The organism is Methanobacterium lacus (assembly GCF_000191585.1).
GTDB classification, from domain to species: Archaea; Methanobacteriota; Methanobacteria; order Methanobacteriales; family Methanobacteriaceae; genus Methanobacterium_B; species Methanobacterium_B lacus.
Genome location: NC_015216.1, coordinates 1,501,471 through 1,516,604, shown reverse-complemented (window position 1 = coordinate 1,516,604; position 15,134 = coordinate 1,501,471). Strand labels below are relative to the sequence as shown.

Below are 15,134 nucleotides of genomic sequence, written 5' to 3'. Positions count from 1 at the left end.
TTTCTTTTGCTTCTTTATATGTTAAGTTTTTTTTTGAACAGTTATTGGTGCAATTTTTGAGTAACATTTATTTTAGTGGAGGGTAATATTATATATTAAGATTTTTACTTTTTCCATGTAAAAGTAGAAATAAATTGATAGATAAAAGGAGCTAACAAAATGGAGTTAAAAAGAATAGTGCCAATATTGGCCATAATGGCAATGATGGGAGTGTTTCTAGTTGCAATGCAACCAGCAAGTGCCGCATCTAAATCAGAAATAAAGGTATACCAGTACGATCCACCGGGAGCAGAAGTAGTAGGCAAGGAAATTTCTATTTACAAGGGTGAATATTTAGATCTTGCAGCAACTCTTCATATTGATGATGGGAATCCACAATGGTTTAGATGGGTAAATTTTTATGTGTACAATTCCAAGGGTGATCAAATTGTTAATGAAGAACGAAACTCAGGATTTGGTGGAATAGCAAGGTGCTGGATCAATTCTAAGGACTGGAGTAAGGGAACATACAATGTCAGTGTGGTGTACCAGGGTAATGAAGACGATGGTTACTCCAAAGCTGAAAAAAAAGTTGTGCTCCACGTTTGTTAAAAAAAAACTATTTTAAATTTTTTTTTTTATGATGTAATGATAGGGCGTCCTGATATTTTTAATAGTCTCGTCAATTCATCAAATTTTTTTTGGATAAGTAAGTACATTTTTAATTTGATTTAGTTGAGTTTAAGATGCACGGTCTTCCTCTAAATATGATAGTTCTGTACAGTAGGGTTCAATTAAATCAATGGTCCTTTGAAGAATACTGGGAGCTGTATGATTTTTCTTATTCACTATGAACTTTGGTATGGCTGAAGGTGATAAAACATTGTAATATTCTGGTTTTTCTATTATCTCGAAATTATTATTCACTAGGGTTACGATTGGGTCTATCCAAACACCCTTCATGTTGATATTATTAGTTGCCATGAATCTCTTCAGGGACATGGCATTTCTCATGACCTGTTTTCCAGGTTGTCCCTTGGATTTTTTAATACCCTCTCCATTTTGGTAGTACCAACCATCTTCCTTAACAACGTAGGATCCCTGATAATTTTTGGTTTCGATCACAAAAATTCCGGTGGGACCAACAACAATGTGATCTAGATCACCATAACTTCCAGGAAACTTAACATCATTAAAAACAAAGTAGGCTTCAGGCAGCATATTTAAATATTTTATAACTCTTTTTTCTCCCAAAATCCCTTTGTTCCAACGTTTACCATTTTCAACACCACTAGAATAAAGGCGAGTCCCAACAAACACGCTTAAAAACAGTGCTATCATTCCCAACACTACTTGGCTCATTATGATAGAACCAACAAACACCACAGCTCCTAAGGTGCAGGAGTATAATCCAAGTCTTTTTTTAAACTTGTTTTGATCACTTTTCTTCTCTGCAAACCCCTTTGTTCTAGTTTGTATTTCTCTTTCAGATTTTTGATAATTTAATTTTCCACCGCAGCTGCATTTCAGTATAAAATCATCGGGTGATTCTCCGGGTTCCAGTGCATAGGAATATTCACAATTTAGACACACTAACAGACCATTATCATATTTATCAACTATTTCTTTGTTTGAAACCATTTAAACCCACATTTTGTATTTAATTTTTTTAACTTTATCTTCATTGATGATGATCATATGTTTTACGTTTAAATTTCAACCCAATATTCCATATAAAGTCAATTTAAGTTTTGAAGATGAATAACTATTTAATCAGATGTTTATAGTTATATCTGTGATTAAATATAAAGACTTTCATTAATTATAGCACATTTTGGTCACATATTTGAAATTTAAGTCTGAATATGGATAATAATAAAATTAGTACTTATTATATGGGGGTGTTGTTCAGTTGGTTTAATACCACAAGGTCTAACATTTGAGTCGTGTCGTAAAATGCAACACATTTTTTCTCAAATAAAATGAAATTATCAAAAAAAAAGAATTGTTGGTGATTTAAAGATTTACGTTGTTAATTATAGCTGATTTCAATATTTAAACTAATATATTGGGTTTAATATAAAATTAGTGGTTTAATTTTCGTAAACACATAAACACTTTTTCTTTCAAAAAAATTTTAGTAAAAAAATCCCTAATATCCTAATTTTAAGGATGTGTAGGAATATGAATAAATTTGGAGGATTGAGTTTATTCTGGGCTTTCTAACTTTCCAGTAACGGCATTTACAGCTGATTGGGAATTTTCACTGGTTCCATTGCTTTTACTAATAATTGTGATGGAGTAGTAAGGTTTTCCCTGAACATGGTATAGTGTGGCAACGTAACGAGAGTTGTTACCATAGTATTTACCCGCCGATGTTTTAAATGTATTAATGGCCTGAGTTTCCGTGATTACAGGTTTTTTGCTCTGATTTTGAATCATGGATGTGGTGTTAATTGTTGTGTTGTTTGAAACGTTTGTATCATTCAATGTCACTGTGTTATTTTTAGGAGTTGATGGGAACATGTAGGCTGAGGCTAGTGCAATAATTCCTACCCAAACAATTACCAGCAAAATTATGATGTAACCTTTAGCTTTCATATTCAAATTTCTCCCATTGACGTAATATGTATTATTATGTTTACCTTAATTATTACTTTTTCTGTTATTACACTGTACTAAGAATTAATATTAGTTTATAAAAAAAGATTTTATAAATTTTACTAATTAATTTTGAACATCTTACTTCTTTCAAGTTTTACATTACTAAGTTACTCTGGTTTTATTGATCCTTAACTTTACTCTACTGTGGGCACAGGATTGGTGTAAATAATGAATTATTGACTAAGTTAGTGGATTGAATAAAATAATATATGGAATGGTAAGTAGTTTAATTGGTTTGTTTTGATGTTTCAATTTTTATCTTTGGACCATTTTTCCGGTTTTAGCATCAATTTCAACGTACCCTGCATCACCATATTCCTGCACAGTCCTGTTGGGGTCTATCCATTTCATACCAACATGGTAAAAAGGATTTCCATCGGCACCTTGATACATGCCTTTGCCGCTCAGGTATGATACATAACCATCAGGTTCCATTCCTTTGGATGCTCCCCATTTTTTAGCTATTGCCACGGCTTCAGAGGAACTTATAATGCTGCTGCTTTGATTGGTTGATTTTGTTGTAACATTCTGTGTTGTCTGGTTAATGGTGGTGGTGTTTAAATCTGTTGTGTTCTTTGTGGATAAATTTCCCTGTAAAACAAATCCAACAGTCAATGAGAGCACAGCAACCAATGCAATAATAATTATAATCAGTGTTTTCCCTGTGTTATTCATAATAATTCCCTGCTTTATTAAAGTACTGACAAATTAACAATGACTATTTTTACGCTAGTTATTTAGTCAGTGATCCATCATAAATTTCATCATAAAATCATTCATGTAGTTCACTATTTAACTTGTTTATTATTAACTATTCCATTTTTCTGGTGGACTATGTTACTTGATGTAAATTTGAAATTTATTAGCTCAAATAACTTATCCAAACTTAATATTTGATCAAAGAATAAGATGAAATAGAGAATGTTATCGACTTTAAATTTATTTTATCCATTTACTAGTACTATAAAATTGAAATAACTGAACATACTGTAACTAATCTTATGTTTAAAAATTCTGATACTATTAATTATTAAAATTCTCTATATGATTGTGTTTCATGTATAGTTTTTTAAATCTGCATTTAATTGATTTAAAAACAGGTTCTGTGAATTTTACTAATTATTTTTCCTTACATCTTTTTATACCCTTAAATCGACTTGTTACATTTAAGGGGTTTCAATATTAAATACCAATTTTGAAATAATTTAATCAATATAACAGAATTCAACACTGAGAACAGTTTTATAAATATAAATAAACTTTTCATCATATAATATTAGTAATACATAAAAAAAACTTGAATTATATGAAAATTTATTATAATTAAGTCAAGGCTCTAATAAAACCAAATACTATTAATTAAGGGTTCTATCTATGGGGGATGGATTTTATGGAAGGTTTTACAGATTTTAAAGAGAGACTTACAAATAATAGGTCTAAAACTGCAATTTATGTCTGGTTTGGATCGATTATTTTTGCTTTTTTATTCACCGTACTCATATGGTTTCTAGGGCCGAATCTTAACCATTTTACAGTTACACTACTACCATTGAACAATATCAACCATTACTATTGGAAACTTCCAGACAGAAATTTCTGGACCATGGTAATTGTATGGAGCTTCTACATAGCTAACCAACTGCTAATTTGGGGAGCCATATATTGGGCTCAAAAAAATCTAACCAAGGAGAAAACTAATCCTACCTATGATTTAACCAAATACAATGTCGCAGTTTTGTCAATCACAGTGTTCTTCATATTCCTACACTTAATACAGACTCATATCTGGTTTGATGGATTAGCACAGGATGTGCCCATAATAACCAGTCAAGGATCTGTTATTCTGATGCTGGCCATAGCATTAGTACTGCTTAACCCAGTTCAGGGATTATTCCTCGGAAAAAAAGCAGGAAAACCCTTTACTGCAAGAGTGACAGAATTCATCCGCCACACTCACATGTACATAATATCATGGGCTTTGATCTACACATTCTGGTTCCATCCCATGGCCACAGATCCCCAGCTTCTTACAGGATTCTTCTTCATGTTCCTTTTATTTACCCAGATGGCACTGGCCTACACCAAAGTTCATCTGGATCTCAGATGGATTGTAATCCTCCAAAGCTGGGTAGCAATCCATGCACTATTTGTAGCATTCTACAACACACTATTTTTCGGAAATACAGATATGTGGCCCATGTTCTTCTCAGGATTCGCCTTCATGTTTGTATTTACCTATATGTATGCATTGAATGTGAAAAGAAATGTCAAATTCCTTGTTACTGCTGCTTACATCCTTCTCGTTGCATTCATATATATTCCAGCACCCTATGGATTTGGAAGGGATCCATCCTTCCTGCTTCGACTGGAATTCCTTTGGATTCCTATAATTCTCTATGGACTAGCGGCGTTAATAGCATTAATAATATTTATATGGCTTAAACTGAGGAATAAACCGCGAAGTATTGAGAAACTTAAGGAAACACCCTACTAAACATATGGCTGAAATCCGAGACTCCGGCATCATTTTAAAAGATTTTTGGTGAGGATTATTATTAATAATGAAAAAAGTGGGAGATGATTTGTTATGGTCGAGACCTTGGCATACGAAGTTGAAAGTAAGGATGGAAATTTTGAAATAAGAAAATATGGAGATCATATACTGGCCCATGTGGATATAGAAGCACCATTTAATGAAGCGATGAATATGGGGTTTTCAGTACTTGCAAACTACATTTTTGGAGGTAACAAGAAACGTTCAAGTATAGAAATGACTGCTCCTGTTGAAGAAGAAAAAAGAAAATCCGAAAAAATCCCAATGACTGCACCAGTAACAGAAGAATCTTTAAAAGAATCAGAAAAGATCAAAATGACCACACCTGTTACTGAAGAAGAAAATGGGAATATACATAGAATATCCTTTGTAATGCCCTCTAAATACACTATGGAAGCTTTGCCTGAACCTGAAGATGAAAGAATTAAGTTTGAAGAAATAAAAGAAGAGAAAATGGCTGTATTAAAATTTAAAGGCAGGGTCAAAGAGAAGTTAGCTGCTGAAAAGATTGAAGAAATGAAGAGATGGCTGAAAGAAAATAATATTCAACCAGAATCAAATTTCGTGGTGGCACAGTACAACCATCCAGCAGTGCCAGGTTTTCTAAGAAGAAATGAAATAATGGTTGAAATCTAAAGGAATGGACAAAACTTCCTAAAATAATCAAATAATTATTAAAAATAGAAAATGGGTGTTATTTAGAACATGTTACCCATCCAAATTGAATAAACTGTTTGATAAAATTTATTATAATATTTAGTGTGATATCGAGGATATGAAAATTATAAATAAGTTTCAGGACATAATATAAGTAGTGAAAAGATTGAAAAGCTTTTTATTATTGATTAATGAAAGTTTTAGGAGATTTGGATACAATTCTCCTTTAACCATCGCAATATTATCATTATTTGATATTTTATATGGCATAATTCTATTAAATTATGTTACAAATGATCACTTTTATTTTACAGTACAGTTTTATTGAAGTTTTTTTACTTTGTTCATGTTGTAAAGCTCATCTAAAGATGATAAATGGTAGAAAAAGGTTAGTAAATATTTAGTTGATTTTGTTGACAAATAACAGGATATAATTAAAGGCTGGCGGTATTATGGCAACTGAAGAAAAAGAACTTAAATATAGTGCAGAAGAGGAACATAAAATTAAATTGATGCAGCAAGAAGTGGACATTGTAAGAAGAATGAGTAAAATTAAACATAAGATTGCTGTAATGAGTGGAAAGGGAGGAGTAGGTAAATCTACCATTGCTGTTAACTTGGCTGCTGCCTTTGCAAAGAAAGGCTATAAAACAGGTATTATGGATGTTGATATTCATGGTCCCAACGTTCCAATGATGCTCGGAGTGGAAGGAAAACATTTAATATTCACATCTGATGGTATTCAACCCGTTGAAACTGAAGGCATCAAGATCATGTCCGTAGGATTTTTTTTAGATTCACTGGATTCACCAGTTATCTGGAGGGGACCTAAGAAAACTGGAGTCATAAAACAGTTCTTATCAGAAGTTAACTGGGGAGATCTGGATGTTTTGATCATAGATAATCCACCAGGCACAGGTGATGAACCATTAACAATATTACAATCAGTACCATTGGATGGTGTAGTCCTGGTCACAACTCCCCAGGCAGTTGTGCAAGAAGATGTAAGAAAGGGTATAAACCTTGTTCTGGATTCTAAAGTTCCAATAATTGGTATTGTTGAGAACATGTCCGGATTTATCTGCCCCCACTGTAATGAAGAAGTTCCTATATTCGGCTCAGGAAACACAGAAGAAATGGCTAAAAAAATGGATGTACACTTCCTTGGAAAGTTACCATTAAATGTGGAAACACCAGTTTCATCAGACACAGGAACTCCCATAGTTATCAAAGATCCAAATTCAGATATAGCCATAAAAATATCAGAAATTGCTAATTATATTGAGAAAACAGTAATCAAAAAAAAGTGATCTCCAATAATTAAACAATTTATTTTTTTTGGTTTTTGTGGTGAGTATTCAAATGATTGTATAAATTTATACTACCTATTCTTATTAAGTTTGAATTTGTTATTTGAAATTCGTTGATCGAAGAGTAGGCAATTATTAAAATGTTGATTTATAAAAAAAGGAGAGAAAGAATTTAATTTATTTCCCTGTTTGGAATTTGAAGCTGTAATTTACTGTTAGGTTGTTGCCTGCAATGTCTTTAATTGCACCTTTGGGTATGGTGATTGTGTACCATGTCTTTGCTGATTTTTTCGTGGTTTTGATGGTGAGTGTGTTTCCTTTGATGGTTTTAGTTACTGTTATATATTTTCCTGTTGTTTGGTTTTTGATGGTTATTTTGTTGATGTTTGTGCTTGTTTGGATGTTTTCATTGAATTTAATTGTTACTGTTGAGGTTTTTGATATTCCTGTTGTACCATTTTTTGGAGATGTTGATGATACTTTAGGTGCTGTTTTGTCTATGGTATATTTCTGTGTGTAAACTGGACTTTTATTGTCTGCTAGGTCCATGGCTAAATATTTTAGTGTCGTGGTTTTTGTTATGGAGATGGGTTTGGTGTACAACGTACTATTAGATGTTGGTGTGGTTCCATTTAATGTGTAGTAAATCTTACCTGCTTCACTCATTTTAAGTGTTACAGTTTTTGTGGTGTTGTATAATCCCCCTTTAGGTGATGCACTGGCTGTTGGTGGTATGGTGTCTTTTATTATGACTTGTGTTTTTACGGTTTGATTGTCTATTGTTGCTGAGATGGTTGCAGTACCAGCTTTTGAACCACTTTTTAATTGGGATTGTGCACTTCCATCTGTTAAGGATGCAGAACTACCCATGGTACCCAAATTTGTTGTGAATGTCACAGGTATACCACTTGGAAGATTACCAGTTAAAAGAGTTCCTGTATTGCTGTGTAGTAAATCAACTGTTACGGTTGAATTACCATTATTTGGAATTGCACTAGGGTTTGCATGAATTGTTAAAACTAACCATGATGTTAAATCCACATTACTATTCACATGAACTGAAGGATCACTATTTGATCCCCACCAGTTAAGATTAGCATTAACAGAACCACCAGTACTGTAAATTACCATATTTGAATTTCCAACAATCCAATTAAATCCAATAACTGCTTTACCACCATCATTGTAGATAATTCCACCGTTACTTATTGATGTGTTGTTGGTGATTGTACAACCAGTTACAATTGAACTTCCATTGTAGTTGTAGATAATTCCTCCGTTTGCTGCGGTGTTGTTTATGAATTTATCATTGATAACAGTTACAGCACCATTATTGTAGATGACTCCTCCGTTTGCTGCGGTGTTGTTGGTGATTTGATCATTGATAAATGTAACAGTATCATCGTTGTAGATGACTCCTCCGTTTGCTGCGTTGTTGTTTTCGAATTTATCATTGATACTAATTAAATTACCATTAATGTAAATTACACCACCACTACTTGTGGCTGAGTTATTGGTGAATATATTATTGGTTTCAGTTACAATTCCGGAACAGTAAAGTGCTCCACCATAATTTGAATAGTTGTTGGTGAATATATTGTTTTCAATGGTTAACTTGCCGCTACTGAAGATAGCTCCACCACCCTCAGTTGCGTTGTTACTGTTAAATGTACTGTTGGTCACAGTTAAAGTACCCTCATTGCTGATGGCTCCTGCAACATTTGCGGTGTTGTTCTTGAATGTGGAGTTGGTAATGTTCAAAATACCATCTGAACCGGGATTATTAATTGCACCGCCAAAATCTGTGCTGTTTCCATTTTTTAGTGTCAGGTTTATGAGTGTGATGTGTAGTCCCGGTGTTATGTTGAAAATATTGCCAAGTCCCTGTGCGTCTATGAATGTGTTAGATTGGTTATCGCCTATAATGGTCATATTGGTGTTGATTGTTATGTTATATTCTTTATAGGTTCCCTTACTGATGTATATTGTTCCATGGTTTGCTACAGTTCCCGTGGCATTTTTTATTGTTTTTTTCGGACCACTTGTGCCATTGTACACTGCGGACTGCCCATCTGAAGTGTCGCTTCCTGCAGTGTTAACATATATCGTGCTATTATTCACTGTGGTAGCTGCACTTACGCTACCAACACCCACTGAAAATAGAAAAATACCCAATAATAACAACAATAAAATCTTAGAATATCCTTTGCTAATTTCGTATTTTATCTTTATACCTCCCCATTATACTATTATTTAAACTAAAAAAACAAATCAATCCATAAAATGTTTAATTATATCCAATTTAAGGATATTAACTCTTTAGAAACATATATCTTCCGATAATAATAAATTCAAAAATATAAAATGAAAATTATACTTTATTGAATTGTGGATTATAATATCCAAAAAAGGATGGATAAGGCTTGAAATATGGCCAAAATCTTCAAATAAATATTGTTAATATGAAATTTAGGAATAAATAAACTATGAAAATCCGCCAGATCCAATTAGAATGAATTTGTAGCAGCGGTTTATTCTCAATTTTTTTCATTTTAATAGCCATTATAACCAGTGTATAAAAAAAGAGTAGATATCCAATGCATAATATAATAACGGTTAGCATGCCTACCCAGTTCTCATTCACAGTTCCATCTAATAAATGGGCAATTATATTAAGTATTAATCCAACTAAAATTAAGATCAGTGATATGTAATTCGTTAAAACAGTATTCCTACAACTATCTGGCAGTTTCCTAACATTTTTTAATGCGTTTATATAATCGTAACACTCTTTTTTTATGTTCCTGATTGTTATTTTTGATTTATTTCGCAACAAGTACCATACAAGTGTAATGACAAAAGCAACGGCCATGAAAAAATAAAATATATTGATCAAGGCATATCCATAGATCTGACTGTCGCCATTAATTACTACCACAAAAAATACCGCTACGATGGTTATTAATCCTAATAATGTTTTAAATTCCGTGGAGTTACTCATCAAGATTTCAACCAACTACAAACTCAAAATGATCTTAAATTTTTTAGCAATTTAAATTGTGCAACATTAATATCTTTTGAAGCATGTATAAAATAGATATTGGATAAATAATATTTAAAATAGTTGTTTAATTTCATGTTTATGTAAAAGGAACTCGGATTAACATGAATATTAATGAAATTGTTAAAGATTCACTTAAAATACTGTAAACTTATGAAAAACTTAAAATGAAATTTAAAAAAGAGTGAAGTTGTTTATTTATTCCTTTTGGGGAACAAATTTAACTCCTTTCAATTTGAAAGATTATTTTTAGTTAACCAGGTCTTTACCTATTTCCCTGGCTTTTTCGAGGATGTCTTCCTTGTTTTTAACATCTCCGAGTGTCTGATCCCCTGCTGATACAAGCAAGCCCTTAACTGGATAACCTAAAAGGTCAAATACCTGTTTTGTGGAATTTATGTAATCTTCAAAGAGATCTCCATCTGGGTTGCCCTGGGTAAAAACCAGTGCAGATGATGTTTCACCTAGTTTTTCTGGGAAACCCATGAGTGCGTAAAGTCTGTCTGTGAATAATTTGGCCTGTGCAGTCATCTGCCACATATATATTGGTGAACCGAGTACAAAGGCATCGCTTTCTGCCATTTCTTTATAAAGTATCTGCATATCATCATCGGTTTTGCATTCACCATCATGGGATTTACAGTGCATGCATGCCTGGCATGGCTTGATATCGAGTTCGTTCAGATTGTAAATTTTGGTTTCTGCTCCATTTTCAGAAGATTCTTCCAATATTTCTTTAACCATGATCTCAGTATTTCCGCCCTCTCTTGGGCTTCCAACAAGTCCTAAAACTTTCAAATTTATCCCTCCGAAAAAATAATTATTTTAAACAATTACAGTATCTACAACCATTTCTAATATTCTTTTCTATAATAGGAGTACTTGTATAAAAGATATTGTCAAGGGATCATACAACACTCAGAGTGACACTTACAACACAATAACTTCTTATCCAAAAACAATGACAGCATTGGTATTTGGGAATCGAATAAACCTGTACTGATAAAAACTTGATTTTTATGTTGATTTATTAGAAGTGTATTGGTATTAGGTCCAGATATATCTGCTTTAAGTGTATTAGATCTATTGCTGGACAGCGAAATATTTTTTTTTATTTAAAATTACTAATCTTTTCCATTTCATTTCTATTTGTTTTTAAACCTTAGTACCGACTAGTTTTTTGGTTTATCTCGATGAATAGCCTTTTAAAATTTTTTAGATTCTGTTATTCTAAACCTTTAAATACTATTAGTACATTATTATGTATAGTTAAGTTTAATGAATAGTTCATAAAAATGCACTATTTAATTACAAGGAATAGTACAATATACAGTCTAAAAAAATTGGGAGATCTTAAAATGGAAGATGAAAAATCTGAGAAATTGATCGAGGAGATGTTGGAAGATTCAATAATTTATATTAAAATTTTTAACAGGGAACTAACGAATTTATCTGATAAAAAGTTCATGAAGACATTTTTCTGGCTTGTAACGATTAAAAACTACGATAATCTCTCAATGTCAGGGTTAGCCAAGACCTTGAACATTTCAAAAACCCAAATAACACCTAGAATTGATGAGTTAGTAAACAATGGTCTGCTTGAGCGGGTGCCAGATGAAAATGACCGCAGAGTACTCAGGATTGCTTTGACAGCAGAGGGGGAAGATCTTATTCATAATTCTAATAAAACTGTTAAAGAAGCTTTAAACCTACTATTAAATCCACTCAGTCCTGATGAACTTGAAGAGCTGGGTAAAAGTATTGAAACTATAAAAAATACTGTTTTAAAAATTCAGGGAGTAATATAAATTGAATGAAAAAGAGGTAGTTAAAAAGCAGTTGAATGTAGGTTGGTTTCCTTTAATAATTGTCACCCTGGCAGCTTTTATAATCAGTATAGATATCAGTTTTTTAAATGTGGCAATAACGAATTTAGTTAATGATCTACACACCACCGTAGTTACTATTCAGAGTATTATTGTTGTTTATTCTCTGGTTTTAGCGAGTTTAACCCTGCTTAGTGGTGAGTTACAGAAGGTTTTAGGCAGAAGAAAAACCTTTCTCTTGGGTGCGTTTATTTTTGGTGTGGGTAATTTCATTGCAGCCTTAAGCATAAACAGCACCATGCTACTCATAGGATGGTCCGTACTGGAAGGTGCTGGCGGGGCATTGATGTGGGTATCAATGTACTCCATAGTTATTGGAAGTTACACCGGTAATAGAAGAGCCACTGCACTGGGTTTATCAGGTTCTATAGGATCTCTTGGACTGGTTGTTGGACCTTTTATTGGTGGATTTTTAACCACTTATCTAAGCTGGAGGTATGCATTCGGATTAGAATTCATCATAATACTCCTAATATTAGTATTTTCAAGGCACATACCATCATTCCCTGCAACCATGCACTGGTCTGATATTAATATTGTGGGTGGAATCAACTCGGCTTTAGGTATATTTTTACTGGTTTATGGTTTAATATTACTCAACGACCCTTCCACTTTGTATATTGGCCCCTATGTAATATTGGCAGGAATTATCCTTTTAGCAGTATTTTTCTACGATCAAAGAAGTAGAATAAAGAATGATAAACATCCTTTGGTTGATATTAGGATTTTTAAAATCAGATCATTTGCATTGGGCAACATATTCCTATTTCTGTATGGTTCCGTAGTTAGTGGGATTCGTTTTGTTATACCAGTTTTTGTACAGTCAGTTTTAGGATACAGTGCTTTACTAACAGGTTATCTATTTGCTGCAATGGCCCTTCCAATGTTTTTTGTAACCTTCACAACTGGCAGAATTTCAGGCAGATTCCACCCGCGCCATATCATAAGCATTGGTTTTATAGTTTGTTTAATTGGAGCTGGTTACCTCATCTATGCTTTCAGTTCCAATCCAAGTTTTATAGAGATGATAATAGGAATGGCAGTGATTGGACTGGGAATCGGTATCATCGCACCCCATGGTTCTACCTATGCATTTTCAGAAATAAAGCATGATAAACAACCTGATGCTTCTGCAATTAGAAGTACCAACAGTAACTTAAACTCATCTGTAGGTACAGCCATATTTGGTCTCATCCTACTCATGGGGGCAGCCAATGCTTTAAATGTTGAACAACTATCCACTGGTATGTTAGATTCTATATACGCGATGGGTATACTGTTATTTGTAGGTTTAATCATGACACAGTTCATAAAAATGAATAAAATTACCGAGTCTTAAAAAAAATTTATAGGGATGTGAGGATCATGCAGATGAAAAAGACAAGTAATGGTCAAATAATATCTCCTCTAGGTTTTGGATCCTGAGACTGTATGATAATTCCTCGCCAGACTACCTATACCTAACTGTTTTAGGTGGAACTATGAGTGATAATCCATCATACGCAGGATTATGCATTGAATGTGGGAAATGCAAAGAATTATACCTCCCCCAAAATTGACATACCCGAACATTCAAAAGAATTTTCCCATGATATGGAAGGAAATGACTTCTAAGATATAATAAAGCAGTAGAGCTAAGATTGAATAAAAGAAAGGGATTTTAGAAGAACAAGATTAAATGGAATATTGAAATTTTCTCTAAAGAAATGGAGTGATGTAAAATGAAAATAGCAGATAAGATTGAAATGTTAGAAGTACCCATGAAACTTATGGGAACACATGGAACCATATACCCTACAGTTATCTGGGATGATGAACATGTAGTCCATATCGATGCAGGAATATCAGACAGTAAGTCTTTAATTAAAGATGAAATGGATAAAGCAGGTGTGCCATTCGATAAGATAGATACAATATTGGTCACACATCAGGACATTGACCATATATGTGGGATTAACTGCATAGTGGATGAACTGGGTGATGTTAAGGTTCTGGCCCACAGTGAAGAAAAATCTTACATCCAGGGTGAAAAACCGATTTTGAGGTTTAAGAATTCTAATATCAAGGAACGTATAAAGATGTTACCTGAGGATGAACAACAAAAGGTTTTGGACATGGTTGAAAACACCTCTGTAAAGGTGGATGGGGAATTATCTGATGGTGACAAACTGGATTATGGTGGGGGAATTGTAGTTATCCACACTCCAGGACATACACCCGGACACATCTGTCTCTACCATGAAGAATCTAAAAGTCTTATTGTTGGAGATGCCCTAAATATTGAGGGTAATGAGCTTGTTGTAACACATAGAGATGCTATGAGTAAAAAGGAACTTATAATAATTAATGGTTGGCTTGAAAAGCTTGGTGAATTTGATATAGAAAATGTGATAGCGTATCATACGGGTTTGTTTAAAAATGATCCAAACCAGATGTTAAAGGAGTTATCAAACAGCATATAACTGTACAGAATCAGAAAATAGGTTAAATGCCATTAATTATTTTTTTAATAAATTATTTCCATTTATTTAATTAATAAACCTTCAACGAATTATTCTTTCTTTTCCATGTAGTAACCATCCTCAAATATCAAAGTTAGATTCGGTTGGGGGCCTGATAAATTTCCTGTATCAGCTAATCTTTCAGTTTGCCAATTTTCGTACTCAATGAGTTTTTTTCCAATAATTTTTTCAGGTTCCACATTGTAAAAAACATCACTCAATACATTGTCATGTTTCAAAATTTTCAGATTGTTTGCTATAACAATTATATCATGAGTACTGGATATATCAAGGCCATTTAATACCTTAAATGTTAATGTATACTCCTTTAAAGAATTTTTATTCTCTTTGTGAAATTTACCAACTCTTCTCCTTTGAAAATGGATATTTCCTTTGAAATTTCTTCTAGAGAATTTAGTATCTCTTCACCATCTTTCAATCTTATGATCTCCCAGTTTGGACAAGTTCGGGTCCACATTTTCTTCTATTTATCTGTAAAGAAACTCACTCCTGTATTAAAGT

At 33.1% G+C, this 15,134-nt stretch carries 15 protein-coding genes; 8 read left to right on the top strand and 7 right to left on the bottom strand.

The window, feature by feature from the left end:
- Positions 1-159: 159 nt before the first annotated feature.
- Entirely contained in the window at positions 160-591 is a 432-nt protein-coding gene (locus METBO_RS07460) for a hypothetical protein (protein WP_013645087.1), read from the top strand.
- Positions 592-720: 129 nt separating this feature from the next.
- On the opposite strand, the gene METBO_RS07455 is transcribed toward METBO_RS07460, so the two are convergent.
- From METBO_RS07455 to METBO_RS07445, 3 genes are all read right to left on the bottom strand, one after another.
- The gene (locus tag METBO_RS07455; RefSeq protein ID WP_013645086.1) at positions 721-1,620 is read right to left on the bottom strand and encodes a nuclease-related domain-containing protein; all 900 of its coding nucleotides are present in this window, start codon (positions 1,618-1,620) and stop codon (positions 721-723) included.
- Between the two features lie 567 nt (positions 1,621-2,187).
- The gene (locus tag METBO_RS07450) at positions 2,188-2,580 is read right to left on the bottom strand and encodes a hypothetical protein (RefSeq protein WP_013645085.1); all 393 of its coding nucleotides are present in this window, start codon (positions 2,578-2,580) and stop codon (positions 2,188-2,190) included.
- Between the two features lie 318 nt (positions 2,581-2,898).
- Complete coding sequence (locus METBO_RS07445) at positions 2,899-3,318, bottom strand: hypothetical protein (RefSeq protein ID WP_013645084.1); 420 nt, start codon at positions 3,316-3,318, stop codon at positions 2,899-2,901.
- 715 nt (positions 3,319-4,033) lie between these two features.
- Between METBO_RS07445 and METBO_RS07440 the strand changes: the two genes are divergently transcribed.
- The 3 genes from METBO_RS07440 to METBO_RS07430 all read left to right on the top strand — a co-directional run bounded on the left by METBO_RS07440 (position 4,034) and on the right by METBO_RS07430 (position 7,164).
- Positions 4,034-5,137 (top strand): Asp23/Gls24 family envelope stress response protein, encoded by a 1,104-nt coding sequence (locus METBO_RS07440; RefSeq protein WP_013645083.1) that lies wholly within the window; start codon positions 4,034-4,036, stop codon positions 5,135-5,137.
- A 93-nt stretch (positions 5,138-5,230) separates the two neighbouring features.
- Positions 5,231-5,833 carry an SOUL family heme-binding protein gene (locus tag METBO_RS07435; protein WP_013645082.1) on the top strand — a complete coding sequence of 201 codons (603 nt, stop codon included), beginning with the start codon at positions 5,231-5,233 and terminating at the stop codon, positions 5,831-5,833.
- Between the two features lie 473 nt (positions 5,834-6,306).
- Positions 6,307-7,164 (top strand): Mrp/NBP35 family ATP-binding protein, encoded by an 858-nt coding sequence (locus METBO_RS07430; RefSeq protein WP_013645081.1) that lies wholly within the window; start codon positions 6,307-6,309, stop codon positions 7,162-7,164.
- Positions 7,165-7,341: 177 nt separating this feature from the next.
- On the opposite strand, the gene METBO_RS07425 is transcribed toward METBO_RS07430, so the two are convergent.
- Both METBO_RS07425 and METBO_RS07415 read right to left on the bottom strand, forming a co-directional pair.
- A complete protein-coding gene (locus METBO_RS07425) occupies positions 7,342-9,339 on the bottom strand; it encodes an Ig-like domain-containing protein (protein ID WP_013645080.1) in 1,998 nt (665 codons plus the stop codon).
- Positions 9,340-10,474: 1,135 nt separating this feature from the next.
- Complete coding sequence (locus METBO_RS07415; RefSeq protein WP_013645078.1) at positions 10,475-11,023, bottom strand: flavodoxin family protein; 549 nt, start codon at positions 11,021-11,023, stop codon at positions 10,475-10,477.
- 560 nt (positions 11,024-11,583) lie between these two features.
- Here METBO_RS07415 and METBO_RS07410 point away from each other — a divergent pair.
- From METBO_RS07410 to METBO_RS07400, 4 genes are all read left to right on the top strand, one after another.
- Positions 11,584-12,033: a MarR family winged helix-turn-helix transcriptional regulator gene (locus METBO_RS07410; RefSeq protein WP_013645077.1), complete on the top strand. Its 450-nt coding sequence runs from the start codon at positions 11,584-11,586 to the stop codon at positions 12,031-12,033.
- 1 nt (position 12,034) lies between these two features.
- Positions 12,035-13,450 (top strand): MFS transporter, encoded by a 1,416-nt coding sequence (locus METBO_RS07405; RefSeq protein ID WP_013645076.1) that lies wholly within the window; start codon positions 12,035-12,037, stop codon positions 13,448-13,450.
- Between the two features lie 146 nt (positions 13,451-13,596).
- On the top strand, positions 13,597-13,725 hold the full coding sequence (locus METBO_RS14060; RefSeq protein WP_265101207.1) for a hypothetical protein: 129 nt from the start codon (positions 13,597-13,599) through the stop codon (positions 13,723-13,725).
- Positions 13,726-13,832: 107 nt separating this feature from the next.
- Positions 13,833-14,573, top strand: coding sequence for an MBL fold metallo-hydrolase (locus tag METBO_RS07400; protein WP_013645075.1), 741 nt, complete (start codon positions 13,833-13,835; stop codon positions 14,571-14,573).
- A gap of 89 nt (positions 14,574-14,662) precedes the next feature.
- Here METBO_RS07400 and METBO_RS07395 read toward each other — a convergent pair whose 3' ends face one another.
- Complete coding sequence (locus METBO_RS07395) at positions 14,663-14,851, bottom strand: hypothetical protein (protein WP_013645074.1); 189 nt, start codon at positions 14,849-14,851, stop codon at positions 14,663-14,665.
- An 89-nt stretch (positions 14,852-14,940) separates the two neighbouring features.
- Positions 14,941-15,090: a hypothetical protein gene (locus tag METBO_RS13615; RefSeq protein WP_158304898.1), complete on the bottom strand. Its 150-nt coding sequence runs from the start codon at positions 15,088-15,090 to the stop codon at positions 14,941-14,943.
- Positions 15,091-15,134 lie beyond the last annotated feature (44 nt).

Bases quoted from the DNA above. Each gene is read 5' to 3' on its own strand.
- METBO_RS07460 (WP_013645087.1), top strand. From the start codon at position 160: ATGGAGTTAAAAAGAATAGTGCCAATATTGGCCATAATGGCAATGATG.
- METBO_RS07455 (WP_013645086.1), bottom strand. From the start codon at position 1,620: ATGGTTTCAAACAAAGAAATAGTTGATAAATATGATAATGGTCTGTTA.
- METBO_RS07450 (WP_013645085.1), bottom strand. From the start codon at position 2,580: ATGAAAGCTAAAGGTTACATCATAATTTTGCTGGTAATTGTTTGGGTA.
- METBO_RS07445 (WP_013645084.1), bottom strand. From the start codon at position 3,318: ATGAATAACACAGGGAAAACACTGATTATAATTATTATTGCATTGGTT.
- METBO_RS07440 (WP_013645083.1), top strand. From the start codon at position 4,034: ATGGAAGGTTTTACAGATTTTAAAGAGAGACTTACAAATAATAGGTCT.
- METBO_RS07435 (WP_013645082.1), top strand. From the start codon at position 5,231: ATGGTCGAGACCTTGGCATACGAAGTTGAAAGTAAGGATGGAAATTTT.
- METBO_RS07430 (WP_013645081.1), top strand. From the start codon at position 6,307: ATGGCAACTGAAGAAAAAGAACTTAAATATAGTGCAGAAGAGGAACAT.
- METBO_RS07410 (WP_013645077.1), top strand. From the start codon at position 11,584: ATGGAAGATGAAAAATCTGAGAAATTGATCGAGGAGATGTTGGAAGAT.
- METBO_RS07400 (WP_013645075.1), top strand. From the start codon at position 13,833: ATGAAAATAGCAGATAAGATTGAAATGTTAGAAGTACCCATGAAACTT.
- METBO_RS13615 (WP_158304898.1), bottom strand. From the start codon at position 15,090: ATGTGGACCCGAACTTGTCCAAACTGGGAGATCATAAGATTGAAAGAT.